Annotated in this window: 9 protein-coding genes; all 9 read left to right on the top strand. The window is 67.7% G+C overall.

All coding sequences use genetic code 11. From position 1 onward, the window contains the following. Positions 1-6: 6 nt before the first annotated feature. Positions 7-6,783, top strand: coding sequence for a condensation domain-containing protein (locus CUJ90_RS33215; protein WP_244219905.1), 6,777 nt, complete (start codon positions 7-9; stop codon positions 6,781-6,783). A 205-nt stretch (positions 6,784-6,988) separates the two neighbouring features. Further along, complete coding sequence (locus CUJ90_RS10775) at positions 6,989-9,181, top strand: TonB-dependent siderophore receptor (protein ID WP_083083881.1); 2,193 nt, start codon at positions 6,989-6,991, stop codon at positions 9,179-9,181. A gap of 46 nt (positions 9,182-9,227) precedes the next feature. Then, entirely contained in the window at positions 9,228-10,178 is a 951-nt protein-coding gene (locus CUJ90_RS10770; RefSeq protein ID WP_114162676.1) for an ABC transporter substrate-binding protein, read from the top strand. Continuing rightward, a complete protein-coding gene (fhuB, locus tag CUJ90_RS10765) occupies positions 10,175-12,172 on the top strand; it encodes a Fe(3+)-hydroxamate ABC transporter permease FhuB (protein WP_114162675.1) in 1,998 nt (665 codons plus the stop codon). The genes CUJ90_RS10770 and fhuB overlap by 4 nt, the downstream gene beginning before the upstream one ends. 135 nt (positions 12,173-12,307) lie before the next feature. Continuing rightward, positions 12,308-14,113 (top strand): L-arabinonate dehydratase, encoded by a 1,806-nt coding sequence (gene araD, locus CUJ90_RS10760; protein ID WP_114162674.1) that lies wholly within the window; start codon positions 12,308-12,310, stop codon positions 14,111-14,113. 18 nt (positions 14,114-14,131) lie between these two features. After that, positions 14,132-14,866 carry a ribonuclease activity regulator RraA gene (locus CUJ90_RS10755; protein ID WP_114162673.1) on the top strand — a complete coding sequence of 245 codons (735 nt, stop codon included), beginning with the start codon at positions 14,132-14,134 and terminating at the stop codon, positions 14,864-14,866. A gap of 156 nt (positions 14,867-15,022) precedes the next feature. After that, the gene (locus CUJ90_RS10750; RefSeq protein ID WP_422879702.1) at positions 15,023-16,285 is read left to right on the top strand and encodes an MFS transporter; all 1,263 of its coding nucleotides are present in this window, start codon (positions 15,023-15,025) and stop codon (positions 16,283-16,285) included. 95 nt (positions 16,286-16,380) lie between these two features. Next, a complete protein-coding gene (locus CUJ90_RS10745; RefSeq protein ID WP_114162672.1) occupies positions 16,381-17,448 on the top strand; it encodes a LacI family DNA-binding transcriptional regulator in 1,068 nt (355 codons plus the stop codon). Positions 17,449-17,708: 260 nt separating this feature from the next. After that, complete coding sequence (locus tag CUJ90_RS10740; protein ID WP_114162671.1) at positions 17,709-18,857, top strand: methyl-accepting chemotaxis protein; 1,149 nt, start codon at positions 17,709-17,711, stop codon at positions 18,855-18,857. Positions 18,858-19,061 lie beyond the last annotated feature (204 nt).

The following is a 19,061-nucleotide window of genomic DNA, read 5'->3' as shown; positions in this document are numbered from 1 at the left end:
GAAAACATGCTGACTACGACCTCTAACGGACCGGCCGCCGTGCCGGGTTCATCAGTAGCCGGTGCTGATGTCGATGCCGGTGCCGGTGCCGGTGCGAATGCCGCTACCGGTGCAGGTGCCAATACCGGTGCCAATGCCGGTGCGAATATCGGTGCCGGTGCAGGTGCCAATGCCGGTGCGAATACCGGTGCGAATATCGGTGCCAATGCCGGTGCCGGTGCCAATACCGGTGCCAATACCGGTGTGAATGCCAGTGCCAATACCGGTGTGAATGTCGGTGCCAATACCGGTGCCAATGCCGGTGCCAATGCCGGTGCCAATGCCGGTGCCAATGTCGGTGCCAATGTCGATGCCAATGTCGATGCCAACGCCGGTGGCAATACCAATGCCTCCACCGATGCGGCGAACCAGGCGCTCGCGATCTCGCGCAAATACGCCGCCCTGTCGCCGGAACGCCGCAAGCGCTTTCGCGAGAAGGCGCGCGAGCAGGGCGTCGATCCCGCGCGTTTGCCGATCGTGCCGTTGTCGCGTGATGCGGCAGAGGCGGATGAAGCCGGCGGCTTGGTCGATGCGTCGGCGTGTTATCCGCTCGCGCCCGCGCAGGAGCGGTTGTGGTTCCTATGGAAACTCGATCCGCGGAACCCCGCGTACAACCTGTCGCGCGCGATCCGTCTGACGGGCCGCCTCGACGTTCACGCGCTGCGCCGCGCGTTCGATGCGCTCGTCGCCCGGCATGGCGCATTGCGTGTGCGTTTCGTCGAGACGCGCGGCATCGCGGTTCAACATATCGCGGACGAGGCGGGCTATCTCTGGCGTGAACGCACGCTCGACGATCCCGCGCAATTGCGCGACACGCTGCGTGCCGCCGCGCGCGAGCCGTTCGATCTCACGCAAGGGCCGCTGTTGCGCGTCGATCTGATCGCGCTCGATGCGGAGCGTCACGCGTTGTCGATCGTCGTGCATCACATCGTGTCGGACGGCTGGTCGCAGTCGCTGCTCGTTCGCGAACTCGCGGCGCTGTATCGCGCGGCGCTCGCGAGCGAAGGCGCGGCGTTGTCGCGCGCATTGCCGCCTTTGACGGTTCATTTCGGCGATGTCGCCGCATGGCAGAACGAATGGCGGGACGGCGCGCTCGCCGACGATCTCGCGTACTGGACCCAGCGACTCGGTGTCGAGCGTCCCGCGCTGGAATTACCGTTGGACCGGCCACGCGCGGCGGTGCGCGGCATCGAGGGCGGACGCTGCCGGCGCGATGTCGACGCGCAACTCGCCGGCCGCTTGCGCGAACTCGCGCGCGCGCGGCGCACGACGCTGTTCACGGTGCTGCTCGGCGCCTATGCCGCGTTGCTGTACCGCTACGGCGGACAGCCGGGCGTGCGCATCGGCGTGCCGTCGGCGGGACGGCAGCGCGGCGAGACGGAAGGGCTGATCGGCTTTTTCGTCAATACGCTCGTGATCGATGTGGACGTCGACGGCGGCATGCCGTGCGGCGCGCTGCTGGCCGGGCTGCATGCGCGCGTGCTCGAAGCGCATGCGCATCAGGCGGCGCCGTTCGGGCGTGTCCTCGACGCGTTGCGTATCGAGCGCGATCTCGGCCGCTCGCCGCTGTTCCAGGTGATGTTCAATCTGGAGCAGGCGACGAGCGAGGCGGCGGTGGCGATGCCGGGTCTCGTCGTGGAGCCGGAGGCGGGCGGCACGGATACGGCGCGCTTCGACCTGGTGCTGAACGTGGTCGACGATGGGCGCGGGTTGCGGCTGATGTTCAACTATGCGGCCGATGTGTTCGATGCCGGGACGGTGGAGCGGATCGCGTCGCAGTATGAAGCGGTGCTCGCGCAGATCGCGGAGGGAGTCGAGCGGCGGGTTGGGTCGCTGACCTTGCCGGCGGGGTGTCCTGAGGTGACGTTGCGGCGGTATCCGTTCGAGTCGCTCGGCGCGGCGCTGGCGGCGCAGGCGCGGCGCACGCCGGAGGCGGTGGCGCTGCGCTGCGAGGACGCGTCGCTCACCTATGCGCAACTGGATGCGTGGTCGGCGGCGCTGGCCGCGAAGCTGGTCGCGCGTGGCGTGGGCGCGGAGCGGCGCGTGGGCTTGTGCGTGACGCGCGGGCCGGCGCTGGTCGCCGCGCTGCTGGGTGTCATCCGCTCGGGCGGGGCGTTCGTGCCGCTGGACCCCGGGTATCCGGTGGCGCGTCTCGCGCAGATGATCGGGGATGCGGGGATCACCGAGGTGGTGGCGGATCGGGCGAGTGCGGAGCAGGTTGGGGAGGTGCTCGCGGGGTGCGAGGTGGTTGAGGTGGGTTCGGTGCCGGAGGCTGTCACCGATGGAGTCAGGCAGGGCGAGGTGGCTGGCGGCATCGATGCGGCCAGCCAACCTGGTGCGACAAGCCGTGCTGATGTGGCGAACGACAGCGATGCGCAGCGCCGTATCGGCCTGGCGATGCAGAACGGTGCGAGCGATCGGGGTCAGGCAGGCCGGAGCGACGCAGCAGGCTGGAGCAAAGCAGCAGGCGGAAACGAAGCGGCAGATCAGAACGAAGCGGCAGGTCAGAACGAAGCGGCAGGTCAGAACGAAGCAGCAGGTCAGAACGATGCAGCAGGCCGGAGCGACGCAGCACACCACAACAACCTCACCGCCCACATCGACGCCCCGCTGCACCCGGACCAGCTCGCCTACGTGCTGTACACCTCCGGCTCGACGGGTCGCCCGAAAGGCGTGGGCGTGAGCCACGGCGCGCTGTGGACCCATCTGCAGGACTTCCTCGCGACCTACGCCATCGACGGCCGCGACACGGTGCTGCACTCGTCGACGATCAGCTTCGACGTCGCGCTGCACGAGACGCTGCCGGCGCTGCTGCGCGGCGCGACGGTGGAGATGCGCGGCGTGCAGCCGTGGGACCTGCAGAGCCTGAGCGAGCGGCTGGTGAACCGGCGCGTGACGTTCGCGCGCATTCCGACCGCGCTGTGGCAGCAGTGGCAGCATCACGCGCCGCCGCGCGCGCGGCTCGCGCTGCGTCAGGTGACGGTGGGCGGCGAGGCGCTGCCGGGCGACGCGCTCGCGCGCTGGCGCGCGGGGCCGCTCGCCGACATCCGGCTGGACAACCTGTACGGGCCGACCGAGACGACGGTGGCGGCGCTGTACCGTCGCACGCAGGCCGATGACGCACGGCAGGTGACGGTGCCGATCGGCCATCCGTATCCGGGGCGCACCGCGCGCGTGCTCGACGCGTTCGGCGACGAGGCGCCGGTGGGCGGGCTGGGCGAGCTGTGCATCGGCGGGCCGACGGTGGCGCGCGGGTATCTGGGGCGACCGGGCCTGACGGCGGAGCGGTTCGTGCCGGACCCGTATGGCGCGCCGGGCGCGCGGATCTACCGCAGCGGCGACCTGTGCCGCATGCGCGGGGACGGCACGGTGGAGTTTCTCGGCCGGCTGGACCAGCAGGTGAAGCTGCGCGGCCAGCGCATCGAGCTGGGCGAGATCGAGGCGGTGCTGCGACAGTGCGGGGGCGTGCGCGAGGCGGCGGTGATCGTGGTGGGCGAGGGACAGAAGCAGCGGCTCGCGGCGTATGTATCAGGTGATGTGCTCGCTGATGTATCCGGTGAAATGACGGGGAATGTTTCTGGCGATGCGCTGGGTCGCGTGTCAGGCGACGCATCGGGCGACATATCGGCTAATGTATCCCGCAACGAGTCGGGGAATGACGACGGCGTATCCGGCGAGCTGAAAGGCCGGGCGTCTCGTGATCAATCACGCGAGGCACCAGGCGATGTGCCGGGCGATCGGTCACGCGACGAACGAGGCAACCTTCCTCGCCGGGCGCACGGCGCCACGCAAACCACGCTCGACGCCGCGCATCTGCAGCGCGAACTGGAGCAGAAGCTGCCGGGCTACATGGTGCCGTCGTCGGTGACGGTGCTCGCGCGGCTGCCGTGGATGCCCAACGGCAAGCTCGACCGCGGGTCGCTGCCGGCGCCGCAGGCGGGCGCGCGCGAACGGGTGGCGGCGTCGGGCGAGGTGGAGTCGGCGTTGCTGTCGATCTGGACGGCGGTGCTCGGGCGCGACGATCTGGGCGTGACGGACAACTTCTTCGAGGCGGGAGGCGACTCGATCCAGAGCCTGCAGATCATCGCGCGGGCGCGCGAGGCGGGATGGCGGCTGACGCCGAGACAGGTGTTCGAGCATCCGACGGTGGCGGGCCTGGCGCAGCGCGCGCAGCGGCTCGAAGCGGGCGGTGCGCAGGAGGTCGACGATGGCGCGGCGCTGGCGCTGACGCTGACGCCGATCCAGCGGCTGTTCTTCGAGCGCTATCCGCAGGGCGAGTCGCACTGGAACCAGGCGGTGCTGCTGAAGGTGCGGGGGCGTCTGGAACCCGCGGCGCTGGAGCGCGCGGCGCGGGCGCTGGAGGCGCGGCACGACGCGTTGCGGCTGCGGTTCGTGAAGGAGGCGGGGGAATGGAAGCAGGTGGCGGTGAAGGCGGCAGGGGCGGTTGGAGTGGCTGACGCGGCACACGTGACGCAAGCATTGGCGGGCTCGCAGGCAACGCAGGCAATGCAGGCATCACAGGCATCACAGGCAACACAGGCAACGCAGGCAACACAGGCAACACAGGCAACACAGGCAACACAGGCAACACAGGCAACACAGGCAACACAGGCAACACAGGCAACACAGGCAACACAGGCAACACAGGCAACACAGGCAACACAGGCAACACAGGCAACACAGGCAACACAGGCAACACAGGCAACACAGGCAACACAGGCAACACAACCACCTCACCCAGCCATCGTCCACCACGAACACCTGTCCTCACTGTCAGCGCTCACCGCAGCCTGCGAGCGCCTCCAGTCGAGCCTCGACATCGGGCACGGCCCGCTATGGCGCATCGGCCACTTCGAGACCCCGGACGAAACGCGTGTACTGATCGCGATCCACCACCTGTCGGTGGACGGCGTCTCCTGGCGCGTGCTGCTCGAGGAACTGCAAACCGCCTACGCCCAGGCCGAGCAGGACGAGCCCATCGCGCTGCCCGCGCCGTCGATGTCCTGGCGCGCCTGGGTGCGCGCGCTGCATCAATACGCGGAATCATCGGACCGCATCGCCGAACTGGCGTGGTGGCAAACCACGCTCGACGTCCCGGCGCTGCGCGCCGGTCCGCTCTTTCCGGCACGCAGTCCGCATCCCGAGCCGCAAAAGACGCTGCTGAAAAAACTCTCGCCCGAACTGACCGCCGTTCTCCTGCGCGAAGCGCCGCGCGCGTACCGGATGCGTGTCGACGAAGTGCTGCTTGCGGCGCTGGCGCTCGCCATCGGCGAGGCGGTCTCGCGCGACGAAGTGCTGATCGAACTCGAAGGCCACGGCCGCGAGGACGTGATCGACGGCGCGGACCTGAGCCGCACGGTCGGCTGGTTCACGACGCAATACCCGCTCGCGCTGCCGCGCGGTACGACGCCCGCCGACGCGCTGCTGCGCGTGCGCGAGCGGCTCGCGGACGTGCCGCTGCGCGGCCTCGGCTGGGGACTGCTCGCCTGCTGCGCGGACGCGGCGAGCCGCTCGACGATGCGCGCGCTGCCGGTGCCCGAGATCGGCTTCAACTACCTGGGCCGCTTCGACCAGACGTTCGACGACGCCAGCCGCTTCGGCTTCGCGAGCGAGTCGTCGGGCGACGCGATCGCGCCTCGCGCGCGGCTTCCCGATCGCGCGCTGGACATCAACGGCTGGATTGCCGGCGACTCGCTGACGTTCAACTGGGGCTACGCGCCGCAGTGCGTGCCCGATGCGCTGGCCGACAATCTCGCGGCGTCGTTCGAGCGCGCGCTCGTCGAGTTGCTCGAGCATCTGCGTGCCGCCGCGCCGCTGCCCGACGCTCCGGCGCGGTTGCGGTCCGTGCCTGAATCGCTCGAAACGTTGGCCCGGCACGATGCCGTCGCCGCAAGCTGGACCGCGCGCGCCGCCTACGAGGCAAGCCTGCCGGTGCCGCCTTCCGACGCGCTCCTGAGCTGGTTCGCGCGGCGCCGGTCGCATGGCGCGAGCGCTTGCGCCGGTGATGCGCCGTCGCGTGCCGCGCTGTTGCCGGCCGTGCCGTTGAACGCGCTTGGGACGGCCGCCACGCTGTTCTGTCTGCATCCGGGCTACGGCATGGTCGGCGAGTATCGGACGCTCGCGCAGGCGCTCAACGGCCGCGTCAGCCTGATCGCGATACAGGCGCCCGCGGTGCGGGGCGAGCCGTGGCAAGGCGACACCTTCGAGGCGCTCGCCGCGCACTACGCGCAGTGCATCGAGACGCTTCAACCGGACGGAGACTATGCGCTGCTCGGCTGGTCGTTCGGCGGCCGGCTCGCCATCGCCATCGCGGATTATTTGGAGCGGCGCGGCAAGCGCGTGTCGTTCGTCGGCATCGTCGATACGGCGACGCATCGCGAGGACGGCCCCGAACCGGTGGCCGAAAATGCGGACACCGCGGCGCCCCAGTTGACGTTGTTGGAGCAGGCGGAGCCGTCGCTGCTTCGACAGGCGCTCGCCGCCGACTCGCTGCACGCGGCGCTGATGGCGCGGCATACGCTGCCGCGCATCGTCGCCGATCTGCACGTGTGGCGCGCGCTGCGTATCGCCGACCCGCGACGCAGGATGGCCTGGGCGCATCACACGCTTGGGCGGCTGCACGCGTTCGAGGTCGACGCGAGTCACTCCAGCATCGTCCACCATCCGGTTCTCGCTACGCAGCTCGGGGAGTTGCTCGCTCGACCCGTCGTCGACACGGCCGAACCGTTGCTGTTCAAGTCGTGACCATCGTTCATCTTCGATATCCGTTTCGGGCGCGTTCTGCGCGCCCGAGCGGACCTTTCTGTCCCGTGTACCGAGCAATTCGGTCATTGAATGCGATTGATTATTGTTTACATTAATATCGCGTCTTGAGAGAATCAGCGGGCACCAAGGCTGGCGCCCGATCGCCGGCCTTGACTCGGGGATACAAGAAAGGGGAACAAGAAGAATGAAGGTTGAGCAAGCAGGGAAGCGCAGTTCTCTGCAGGAGCGCGGCTTGCCGCACCTGCGTCCGATTTACGTCGCGTTGATGCTAGGTTTGGCCGGCTTCGGCGCGCACGCGCAAGAGTCGCCGGCACCCGCCTCCGGCGCTGATGCCGCGAAGGAATTGCCTGCCGTCCAGGTGCGCAGCGCCGCTGAAGATCCGCTGGGACCTGGCGTCGGTTACGTCGCGAAACGGTCGATGACCGGCACCAAGACGGATTCCGCGTTGCTCACGAATCCGCAGAGTGTGTCCGTCGTCACGCGTCAGCAGATGGACGACCAGGGCGCGCAGACTGTCGACCAGGCGTTGCGCTACTCGTCCGGCGTCTATTCGCAGGACGGCACCGATATCCGTTTCGATCAGCTCTACGGCCGCGGCTTCCCGCTCGACTCCTATCTGGACGGCCTGCATCTGTACCAGTCGCCGCGCTTCGCGACGCCGCGCATCGATCCGTATTTCATGGAGCGGATGGAAGTGCTGCATGGTCCGGCCTCGGTGCTGTACGGACAAGGCAGCCCTGGCGGCCTCGTCAACTACGTGAGCAAGCTGCCGATGGAGCAGCCGTACCACGAAGTGATGATGCAGATCGGCAACCACAATAACTATCAGCTGGGCTTCGACCTGAGCGGCCCCGTCGACAAGAACGGCACCGTGCTCTACCGGTTGACGGGCGTGGCCCGCACCGCCGAGACGCAGGTCAGCGAGATCAAGGACCAGCGGCTCGCCATCGCGCCATCGGTCACGATTCGCCCGAACCGCGATACGACCTTCACGCTGCAAGGCAGCTTCCAGCGCGATCCGAACGGCGGCATGTTCAATCCCGTGCCGGCCGGCGCGACGCTGTTCGCCAATCCGAACGGCCAGCTCGGCCCCGACAAATACTTCGGCGATCCGGACCGCGACGGCATGCACCGTACCCAGTACTGGTTCGGTTATCAGTTCGATCACGCGATCAACGACAAGGTCAGCATCTCGCAGAACCTGCGCTACCTGCACATCGACCAGCATTACTACCAGACCTCGGTGACGAGCGCGCTCGGCGCCGATAAGCGCACGGTGTCGATGTGGGGCAACGTCGACAACGAGCACTACTCGCAGTTCCAGGTCGATACCCACGCGCAGGCCAAGGTGACGACGGGCTCCGTCCAGCACACCTTGCTGTTCGGTCTCGACTATCAGCGCTCGATGCTCGGCGACACGGAAGGCAACTCCGTCCTCGGCACGGTCGATCTTTACAACCCGAACTTCTCGTCGCTGCCCACGCAGCGGGCCAACACGCGTCTCGACTATTCGTTGAGCACGGTCGGCGTGTATGCGCAGGACGAGGCGCGCTGGCGCAACTGGGTGCTGACGTTCGGCGTTCGCGAGGACTGGACGGGCGGCAACCAGCAGACCAGATCGCTCACCACGGGAAGCAGCACGACCTACCACTCGAACGACCACGCGTTCACCTGGCGCGCCGGTCTCGCCTATGAGTTCGACAACGGCATCGCGCCGTATATCGGCTATTCGCGTTCGTTCCAGCCCGTGCTCGGCGCATCGTACTCGGGCGCCGCGTTCTCGCCGACCAGGGGCAAGCAGGTCGAAGCCGGCGTGCGCTATCAGCCCAAGTGGTTCGACGGCTTCTTTTCGCTCGCCGCGTTCAGCCTGACGCAGGACAACGTCTCCGTGACCGATCCGCAACACCTGGGCTACGCGATCCAGACCGGCCAGGTCCGCTCGCGCGGCGTCGAACTGGAAGCGCATGCGAACGTGAGCGAGAACGTGAAGCTGATCGCGTCGTACACGTTCGTCAACCAGGAGGTGACGCGGAACACGGCGTCCAGCAGCCTTGGCAAGCGGCCGACCATCGCGCCGCGCAACTCCGCGTCGTTGTGGGCGGATTACACGTTCCACCGCGGACCGCTGCGCAACTTCGGCATGGGTTCGGGCGTGCGCTACATGAGCAGCTCGGCGGGCGACGCGGCCAACACGTTCACGGTGCCGGGGCGCGTCCTCGTCGATCTCGGCGCGCATTACGACATCCAGAACTGGCGCCTGTCGCTCAACGTGAACAACCTGTTCAACCGCGAGTACATCTCGTACTGCACGACGGCGGCCGTTTGCTACTGGGGCGCGACGCGTACGGTGCTCGGGACGGCACGCTACCAATGGTGATGCGGATGAGGAAGGGCCGGGCGGATGGCACGCGGCACACGTCGTCATGACGGCAGGCACGCGGTTTAGCAACAGACGCCGTCTCGCGCTCGCCGGTTTGAGCACGGCGGCGCTCGCGGCATCGGGCGCTTCGTTGGCCCGCCCGGCGTTCGCCGCCGCGCCGCTCGCGGACCCGGCGGCGGGGCGCGCCGCGGCTTCGCTCGCGCGCGTCGTCGTGCTCGACTGGCCGCTGACCGAAGTCGTACTGTCGCTCGGCGTGGCGCCCGTGGGCGTGTCGCGTCCCTCGTGGTATGCGAAGCTCGACGGCGATCCGCCGCTGCCGCCTTCGGTCGTCGACACGGGCCTGCTGTACCAGCCGAACTTCGAGGTGCTGGCGGCGCTCAAGCCCGATCTCATCGTCATCACGCCGTGGCACGCGCCGCTGCGCGCCTTGCTCGAACGGATCGCGCCGACGCTCACGGTGCAACTGTTCGGCCCCGGTATCGACGTCTATCCGGCGGTTCACGCCGCCACCCGCAAGCTCGCCGATGCGCTCGACCGCGGCCCCGCGGCCGATGCGCTGTTCGCGCGCGCGAACGCGCGGCTGGCCGACGCGTCCGCGCGTCTCGCGGGCTTTCGCGCGACACGGCGTCCTGTCTATCTGCTTCGCCCGATCGACGACCGGCACATCGCGGTATTCGGCAGAAACAGCCTGTTCGGCGGCGTGCTGAACGCGCTGGGAATCGATAACGCGTGGCAGGACTACGCCGATCCGCAAGGCATGACGGAGGCGGACCTCGGCGCGCTCGCGAAACATGCCGACGCGCAGGTCGTCACGATCGGCGTGCCGCCCGCCGTGGCCATGCAACTCGCGCGAAGCCCGTTGTGGCGCGCGCTGCCGTTCGTCAGGCAGAACCGCGTGCAGCACATCGGTCCGCTGCCGCCGCTCGGCGGCGTCGTCGCGTCGATGCGCTTCGCCGACCATCTCGCGCAGGCGCTGCAAGGAGTCACCGCATGAACCGCTCGACGGCGACCGTCGCCGCCACCGCCGCGCCGCGCGCCTGGCGGCTACCCGCGCTGCTGCTGATGCTGGCCGCGTGGCTCGTTTATCACACGCTGTCGGCGCGGCTGCCGGTCGCGCAATGGCCCGGCATCGTGCTGTCGGGCGCCGACGCGACGTTGCCGCAACTGGTCGTGCGTTATGGCTGGCTGCCGCGCGTCGCGATCGCGCTGATCGCCGGCGCGGCGTTGTCGCTCGCCGGCGTCGTGTTCCAGCAGGTGCTGCGCAATCCGCTCGCGGAACCGCTCACGCTCGGCGTGTCGGCGGGCGCGTATCTCGCGCTGACGATCGCCGCGGTGGTCGCGCCCGCGCTCGTCGCCGACATGCGCTTCACGGTCGCGCTGGCCGGCGCCGCGCTGGCGATGCTCGCCACGCTGGCGATGATTTGGCGCAAGGGCTTCGCCGCCGTCTCGATTGTGCTGGCCGGCATGATCGTGAATCTGTATTGCGGCGCGCTGTCCGTGCTGCTGACGATCGTCTTCGAGCGCTCGCTCACGTCCGTGTTCATCTGGGGCGGCGGCTCGCTGGTGCAGAACGGCTGGGCGAGCGTCGTCTGGCTGCTGCCGCGCGTGCTCGCGTGCGGCGTCGCCGCGGCGCTGCTGGTGCGCCCGCTCACGCTGTTTTCCCTCGACGACGGCAGCGCGAGCCAGCTCGGCGTGTCGCTCGCATGGACGCGGCCCGTCGCGCTCGGCATCGCGGTGATCCTGAGCGCGTTCGTGGCGAGCGCGGTCGGCGTGATCGGCTTCATCGGGCTCGGCGGCCCGGTGCTCGCGCGCCTGATGGGCGCGCGCCGGCTGAAGGATCAGTTGCTGTGGGCGCCGCTCGTCGGCGCGCTCCTGCTCGCGATCGCGGACCAGGCCGTGCAGAGCTTGCCCGGCGTGCTGGGCGAGCTTCTGCCGACGGGCGCCGCGGTGGCGCTCTGCGGCGGTCCGCTGCTGCTGTGGATGCTGCGCCGCATGCATATCGAGGCGCCGCGTCCGGCGTCGGCGGAAAGCGCGCCGCCGCGCCGCGCGCTGGCTGTGCCGGCGCTGCTGCTCGGCGGTTTGCTTATCGTCGGCGTCGTCGTATCGCTGCGCTTTTCTGTCACGCTGCACGGCTGGCAATGGACCAACGCCGCGCAATGGAACGACGTGTGGTTCTGGCGCGTGCCGCGGCTCGTCGCGTCGCTGGGCGCCGGCGTGATGGTCGCGCTTGCCGGGACGATCCTGCAACGCGTGACGGGCAATCCGATGGCCAGCCCCGATCTGCTCGGCGTGAGCGGCGGAGCGATGCTCGGCATGCTGGCCGCGGCCGTCGTCGCAAGCGCGCCTTCGACGCCCGTGTTGCTCGCGGGCTCGTCGGCGGGCGCGCTGGCGTGTCTGCTGATGATCGTCGCGCTCGGTCGCCGCAGCGGTTTCGCGCCGGACCACGTGCTGCTCGCGGGCATCGCGATCAGCGCGTTCTCGCAAGCGGTCGTCATGCTCGCGACGTCGAGCGGCGGCGCCTACGGCAACTTGCTGCGCCCGCTGCTGTACGGCTCGACCTACATGATCCTGCCCGCGACGGCGATCGCCGTCGCACTCTGCACGGTCGCCGCCGTGTTCGTCGCCGGTCTCGGCGCGCGCTGGCTGGAGATCCTGCCGCTCGGCGCGAACGTGGCGAATGCGCTCGGCGTCGGCGCGCAACGCGCGCGGCTCATGCTGCTCGTGGTGGCGGCGATCCTGACGGCGGGCGCCACGGTCGTGATCGGCCCGATGTCGTTCGTCGGGCTGATGGCGCCGCACCTCGCGCGGCTCGTCGGGTTCCCGCGCGCGCGTTCGCAGATGCTCGTCGCGGCGCTCATCGGCGGCTTGCTGATGGTGCTGTCGGACTGGCTCGGGCGGAACATGATCTTTCCGCAGCAGATGCCGGCCGGCGTGATCGCGACGCTCGTCGGCGGGCCGTATCTGATGTGGCTGCTGCGCCGCCAATAATCCCCGGTCAGGTTCTTTGAGAGGTAAACCCTGGCTGACCTCGCGCAATGGTATCGCTACCATCGCATCCATTGAGAAAGCTACCGACGGCCCAAACGCTTGGGTCGGCATGGTAGCGCTACCACGGAGACGTCAGTGTCATCGAACCGCAAAACACCCGAAGAGCTTCGCAGCTATCGCTGGTATGGCGTGAACGACCTGCGTTCGTTCGGCCATCGTTCGCGCACCGCGCAAATGGGTTATCACGCGTCGGATTACATGGGCAAGCCGGTCATCGCGGTTGTCAACACGTGGAGCGAGATCAACTCGTGCCATACGCACTTCAAGCAGCGCGTGGAGGAAGTGAAGCGGGGCATCTGGCAGGCCGGCGGTTTTCCGGTCGAGATGCCGGTGATGACGCTGGCCGAGCCTTTCCAGAAACCGACCACCATGCTGTACCGCAACTTCCTCGCGATGGAAACGGAGGAACTGCTCAAGTCCTATCCGTTCGACGGCTGCGTGCTGATGGGCGGTTGCGACAAGACCACGCCCGGTTTGCTGATGGGCGCGATCAGCATGAATCTGCCGGCGATCTATCTGCCGGCGGGCCCGATGCTGCGCGGCAACTGGAACGGCCGCACCCTCGGCAGCGGATCGGACACGTGGAAATACTGGGCCGAATTGCGCGCGGGCAAGATCACGGAAGAGGAGTGGAAGGGCATTGAAAGCGGCATCGCGCGCTCGCCCGGCCATTGCATGACGATGGGCACCGCCTCGACGATGACGAGCGCCGCCGAAGCGCTCGGCCTCACGTTGCCCGGCTTTTCGTCGATTCCCGCCGTGGACTCGCGGCATGCGCAGTTCGCGTCGCTGACCGGCCAGCGCATCGTCGAGATGGTGTGGACCGATCTCAAGCCGCTGGACATCCTGAGCGCGAAGTCCTTCGATAACGCGGTGACCACCGTGCTGGCGATGTCCGGCTCGACCAACGCGATCGTCCACCTCGTGGCGGTGGCGCGGCGCGCCGGCATCGATCTGACGACCGCGCGCTTCGACGAACTCGCGCGCATCACGCCGGTGCTCGGCAATCTGCGTCCGGCCGGCCAATATCTGATGGAAGATTTTTTCTACGCGGGTGGCCTGCGCGCGTTGCTGCTCGAACTGGGCGAACTGATCGACGGTTCGCAATTGACGGTCAACGGCTCGACCCTCGGCGAGAACATCGCCGGCGCGGAAATCTTCAACGACGACGTGATCCGCAGACGGGCTAATCCGCTCGTCGCCAGCGACGGGCTTGCGGTCCTCACCGGCAATCTCGCGCCGGACGGCGCCGTGATCAAGCCGGCCGCCATGGAAGCGCATCTGCTCAAGCATCGCGGTCCGGCCGTCGTCTTCAAGGATTACGCGGACATGGCCGCGCGCATCGACAGCGAGGCACTGAACGTCACCGCCGATTCGGTGATCGTGCTGCAGCACGCCGGTCCCGTCGGCGCGCCCGGCATGCCCGAGTGGGGCCAGTTGCCGATTCCGCAAAAGCTGCTGAAGCAGGGCGTGCGCGACATGGTGCGCATTTCCGACGCGCGCATGAGCGGCACCAGCTACGGCGCCTGCGTGCTGCATGTCGCGCCGGAGTCGTTTGTCGGCGGGCCGCTCGCGCTGGTGAAGGACGGCGACATGATCGAACTGGACGTGCCCGCGCGCCGTCTGCATCTCGAGGTCAGCGACGCGGAACTCGGCGCGCGCAAGGCCGCGTGGCAAGCGCCGAAGCTTCCGTTCGAGCGCGGCTTCGGCGTGATGCATCAATTGCACGTCACGCAGGCGAACAAGGGCTGCGACTTCGATTTCCTCGAAGAGCCGCTGAACCAGGCCGTGCAACAGCAGAACCCGACGCCGGTCACGCCGGGCGGCCAAGCGCCGGACGGCGCGCCGCTCACGCCGCGCAGCGAGCCCGAGATCCACTAACTCAACCAGAGCCCTGTCATGACCGCATCCGAAATCAGCGTCAGCGACGCGACACTCGAACAACTCCGCCACGTCAGCACGGCGACGCTGACCACGCAACTCTTCAAGCGCGGGTTGCGCAATGTCTTTCTGCAAGGCGTCGCGCCGCTCGTCAAACCCGTGCCGGGCGCACCCAATGTCGTGGGCCCGGCGTTCACGCTGCGCAACATTCCGGCGCGCGAGGACCTCGATCACGTGGGCGTGTTCCAGGACCCGGACCATCCGCAGCGTAAAGCCGTCGAGACGGCGCCGCCTGGCAGCGTGCTGGTGCAGGACTGCCGCGGCGAGCGCGCGGTCGCATCGGTCGGCTCGATCCTGGCGCTGCGTCTCGCGAAACGCCGCGTGGCCGGCATGGTGTCGGACGGTCCCGTGCGCGACAGCGGCACGATCGCGGAACTGGGCTTGCCGATCTGGTGCGCCGGCGCGAGCGCGCCGCTGAATCTGGCGAAACACCATGCGGTCGATATGAACGTGCCGATCGGGTGCGGCGGCGTGCCGGTCTATCCGGGCGACATCGTCGTCGCCGATGTCGACGGCGTCGTGATCGTGCCGCGCGAGATGGCGGAAGAGGTCGCGCGCGACGCCGCCGAGCAGGAACAGCTCGAAGCGTTCATCACGCAGCGTATCGAGGAAGGCCGTCCGTTGCGCGGCACCTATCCGCCGAACGAGGAAACCCTGGCGGCTTACGCGCAGTGGCGCGCACAAAAACAATAATGCGCTGAAGCGGTTTCGATCCATCGCACACCCACAGCTCGCGCATTCGACGCGAGCGCAGGAGACACCGTGACCATCACTACACCAGGTACGACACCAGCGACGCCCCCCGCGATCGACGAATCGCGTCTGATCAACCGTCTCGCCCTGCGCCTGATGCCGCTGCTCGGGCTGCTCTATCTGGTCGCCTACATCGACCGCTCGAATATCAGTTTCGCCAAACTGCAGATGCTCGGCAGCCTCGGTTTGTCCGAGGTCGCTTATGGGCTGGGCGCGTCGCTGTTCTTCATCGGCTATCTGATTTTCGAAGTGCCGAGCAACGTGCTGCTGCACAAGTACGGCGCGCCGCGCTGGATAGCGCGCATCATGTTCACGTGGGGCGTGGTCACGGTGCTGCTTGCTTTCACGCAGAACGCGACGACGTTCTACGTGCTGCGTTTCCTGCTCGGCGCATCGGAAGCGGGCTTGTATCCCGGCGTGATCTACTACCTGACCTTGTGGTTTCCGTCGCGGCACCGCGTGCGCATGCTCGGCTATTTCACGCTCGGCAGCAGTCTCGGCAACATGCTCGGCGCGCCGATCTGCGGGTGGCTGCTCGACAAGGGCGGACTCGCCGGTCTGGAGGGCTGGCAACTGGTGTTCATCGTGACCGGGCTGCCGTCGATTCTGCTGACCGTCGTCGTGTTGTTCCTGCTGCCCGCGTCGCCGAAACAGGCGCGCTTCCTGTCCGCCGACGAGAAAAGCTGGCTCACGCACACGCTCGACGCCGAACGCGCGCGGATTCAGTCCAGCGTCGGCGCGCATTCGTCGCTGCTGCGCGTGCTCACCGAGCCGCGCGTGATCGGCATGGCGCTCTACTACATGATGCTGTCGATGTCCGTCTACGGCGTGAGCTACTGGCTGCCGACGCTGGTGAAAGGCTTCGGCGTCAGCAATACGACGAACGGTTTGCTCAACATCGTTCCGTGGCTGATGGCGACGCTCGTGCTGGCGTGGCTGCCCTCGAAGCTGCGCGGCGGCAATCGCGCTCTCGTCGCGATGCTGGTGGCCGCCTTGCTCGGCGTCGCGTGTTTTTTCAGCGCCGTCTTCCTGCCGACCAACACGCTGCGTTTCATCGCGCTGTGTTTCGGTGCGCCGTGCATGTATTTGCTGCTGCCGTGTTTCTGGACGCTGCCGCCGAAGTTCCTCGTCGGCGCGCGTGCCGCGGCGGGCATTGCGGCCATCAATTCGCTCGGCAACATCGGCGGATTCATCGCGCAGAATCTGGTGCCGTGGGTCCGTCAAACCTCCGGCAGCGTGAAGGCGCCGATGCTGATTCCGGCGACCTGTCTGCTGATTTTCGCCACCGTCACGTTGCTGCTCCTGCGTCGCGAGCGGGGCGCTCGCGTCGCGTCGAGCCGCGTGCCGGTGACCGAATGAAGCGCCATTGGCGCGCGAACCGCCGGTGTTCCGGCCGCGCTCGTGACGAGGCCCGGACTACAATGAGCGCGATACGTTACTTCCCTGACTGAACCATGCCGAATGACGAGCCGAGCGCCGCCGCGAGCCCCGAGGCGCCGGAAGCGGCCACGCCCGCGAGGCGCATGCGCGGCGGCCCCAAAGGCTTGCGCATCACCGACGTCGCCGCGCTGGCGGGCGTCGCGCCGATCACGGTGTCGCGCGTATTCAATAGCCCCGAGACGGTCGCGCCGGAAACGCTCGAACGCGTGCGGCAAGTCGTGCAGAAGCTCGGCTATGTGCCCAATCGTCTCGCAGGCGGCCTGTCGTCGTCACGCTCGCGCTTGATCGCGGCGATCGTGCCGACCATCGCGCATTCGCTTTTCTCCGAAACGGTCCAGGTGTTCAGCGAGACCATGTCGCGCGCCGGATATCAGGTGTTGCTGGCATTGAGCGGCTACAGCGATTCGAACGAAGAGACGCTGCTCGACGCGGTGCTGAGCCGCCGCCCGGAAGGCGTGCTACTCACGGGCGTCGCGCACACGGAGTCCCTGCGTGAGCGCTTGCGCAACGTCGGCATGCCGATCGTCGAAACGTGGGACATGACCGCGACGCCGATCGACATGCTGGTGGGCTTTTCGCATCATCAGATCGGCGTGGCGGTGGCCGAGCATTTTCTACGGCGCAACGTGCGCGCGCCGGGTCTCGTGTCCGCGAACGACGACCGCGCGCTCGCGCGCCGCGACGGCTTTCGCGAGCGGCTCGCGCAGGCGGGCATCCGCGAGATCGCCGAGGTGCTGGTGGCGCCGCCGAGTTCGGTGGCCGTCGGCAAGGCCGCGTTGCCGACGCTGATCGAGCAGGCGCCCGCTCTCGACGCGGTGTTCTGCGGCTCCGACCTGCTCGCGATCGGCGTGCTCGGCGCGGCCAAACGCATGGGCCTCGCCGTGCCGTCGCAGTTGGCGATCTGCGGTTTCGGCGACCTCGAGTTCGCGACGGAAACGACGCCGCAACTGACCACCGTGCGCGTCGACGGCACGCGCATCGGCCTGAGCGCCGCGCGCTGCCTGCTGGACCGGCTGGCCGGCATCGACAAGGCGAGGGTGACCGACGTGGGTTTTCATCTCGTCGAGCGTGAGACGGGCTGATGCCGGGCCGGGTTAGTTAACGGATCGTTTATTTCCGGCCCGGAAAAACCCTTAAAAAACATGGCTGGAATCGCGTAAACCCCCTTAAAGCGCGCCTCGCGAAAAGCCGTAAACACCGGCAGAGGCGACAGATATCGGACCGGATATCCAGGCCGCTCGCCATGCGGGCGCGCACGCCTCGTCGACATGAATCGTTCCGGCAGTCAGCCGGCGGGTTCATCGGTATGAATTCCAGAGGCAGCAGGCCAAGCGTGGTGACTATGATCAAACTTTCAAATTTCCGGTTGACGACCCGGATCACGGCCGGCTTCGCGGTCATGGTGGCGCTGGTGATCGCGGTGGGCGCCGTCGCCATCTGGGCCATGCGCAGTTCGGTCGACGTTCACGCGTCGCCGGAATTGCGCGCGTGGATCGACAGGATGGTGTGGTCCGTGGGCGCCGCGTCGGCGGTCGCGGCGGCGATCGGCATCGTGCTGGGCTGGGCGATCCGGCGCAGCATCAAATTGCCGGTGGAGCGCGTCGTGGCGTCGGTCGGACGCATTGCCGGCGGTGATCTGGCGAGCAAGATCGAATCGCATGGCCGCGACGAAATCGCGTGGCTGAACTACGAGCTCAATCAGATGCGCAAGCAACTGCAGACGACCATCTCGAACGTGCGGCAGTCGGCGGAGATGGTCGCGCAGGCGTCGAGCGAAATCGCGTCCGGCAACAACGACCTCAGCGTGCGCACCGAACAGCAGGCGATCAGCCTGCAGCGCACGTCGCATTCGATGGACTCGCTGACCAACACTGTCAAGCACAATGCCGACCACGCGCACGAGGCCAACCGCCTGGCGGCGAAGGCCAGCGACGTCGCGGTCAAGGGCGGCCAGGTGATGAACGAAGTCGTCACGACGATGAGCGAGATCAACGGCAGCGCGAGCAAGATCGTCGACATCATCGGCGTGATCGACAGCATCGCGTTTCAGACCAACATCCTCGCGCTGAACGCGGCGGTGGAAGCCGCCCGCGCGGGCGAGCAGGGACGAGGCTTCGCGGTGGTGGCGACCGAGGTGCGCGGACTCGCGCAGCGCAGCGCGGCAGCCGCCAAGGAAATCAAGGCGCTGATCAGCCAGTCGGTGACGAAAGTCGAAACCGGCGTGCGGCTGGTCGACGTGGCCGGCAGCACGATGGACGAAATTCTCAAAAGCGTCGAGCAGGTCACGCACATCATGGGCGAGATCAGCACGGCCAGCGCCGATCAACGCGCCGGCATCGAGCAGGTTCATGAGGCTATCGCGCAGATCGACAGCGTGACCCAGCAGAACGCGGCGCTGGTGGAGCAGGCATCCGCGGCGGCGGGCTCGTTGCAGGAACAGTCGCAGACGCTCGCCAACGCCGTGAAGATCTTCAATGTCGTGAAGCGTTGATGCGAGAGCAGGCGTCGTCATGCATCGAGGAACGGGAAACCGCCCAATGCGCCGCTCAATGCGCCGCGCAATGCGGTTTCCGATGCTGATGGTGACTAGACGCGAATCGAAAATGGCGGGCGTCACTCGTCTTCGCCAAGAAAGCAAAACGTAATAAACAACCCGCGGGTGGCGCAGCACCCCGCGGTGTTCGTCTCCTCCCGG

This window comes from Paraburkholderia terricola, from assembly GCF_003330825.1.
In the GTDB taxonomy this organism is placed as follows: Bacteria; Pseudomonadota; Gammaproteobacteria; order Burkholderiales; family Burkholderiaceae; genus Paraburkholderia; species Paraburkholderia terricola.
Note: the sequence above shows the minus strand (reverse complement) of the source record. Positions and strands in the feature narration are given on the sequence as shown.

Excerpts from the sequence above, each read along its gene's own strand:
- CUJ90_RS10755 (WP_114162673.1), top strand. The coding sequence starts at position 14,132 with ATGACCGCATCCGAAATCAGCGTCAGCGACGCGACACTCGAACAACTC.
- CUJ90_RS10775 (WP_083083881.1), top strand. The coding sequence starts at position 6,989 with ATGAAGGTTGAGCAAGCAGGGAAGCGCAGTTCTCTGCAGGAGCGCGGC.
- CUJ90_RS10745 (WP_114162672.1), top strand. The coding sequence starts at position 16,381 with ATGCCGAATGACGAGCCGAGCGCCGCCGCGAGCCCCGAGGCGCCGGAA.
- CUJ90_RS33215 (WP_244219905.1), top strand. The coding sequence starts at position 7 with ATGCTGACTACGACCTCTAACGGACCGGCCGCCGTGCCGGGTTCATCA.
- CUJ90_RS10750 (WP_422879702.1), top strand. The coding sequence starts at position 15,023 with ATGCCGCTGCTCGGGCTGCTCTATCTGGTCGCCTACATCGACCGCTCG.
- CUJ90_RS10740 (WP_114162671.1), top strand. The coding sequence starts at position 17,709 with ATGATCAAACTTTCAAATTTCCGGTTGACGACCCGGATCACGGCCGGC.
- CUJ90_RS10770 (WP_114162676.1), top strand. The coding sequence starts at position 9,228 with ATGACGGCAGGCACGCGGTTTAGCAACAGACGCCGTCTCGCGCTCGCC.
- fhuB (WP_114162675.1), top strand. The coding sequence starts at position 10,175 with ATGAACCGCTCGACGGCGACCGTCGCCGCCACCGCCGCGCCGCGCGCC.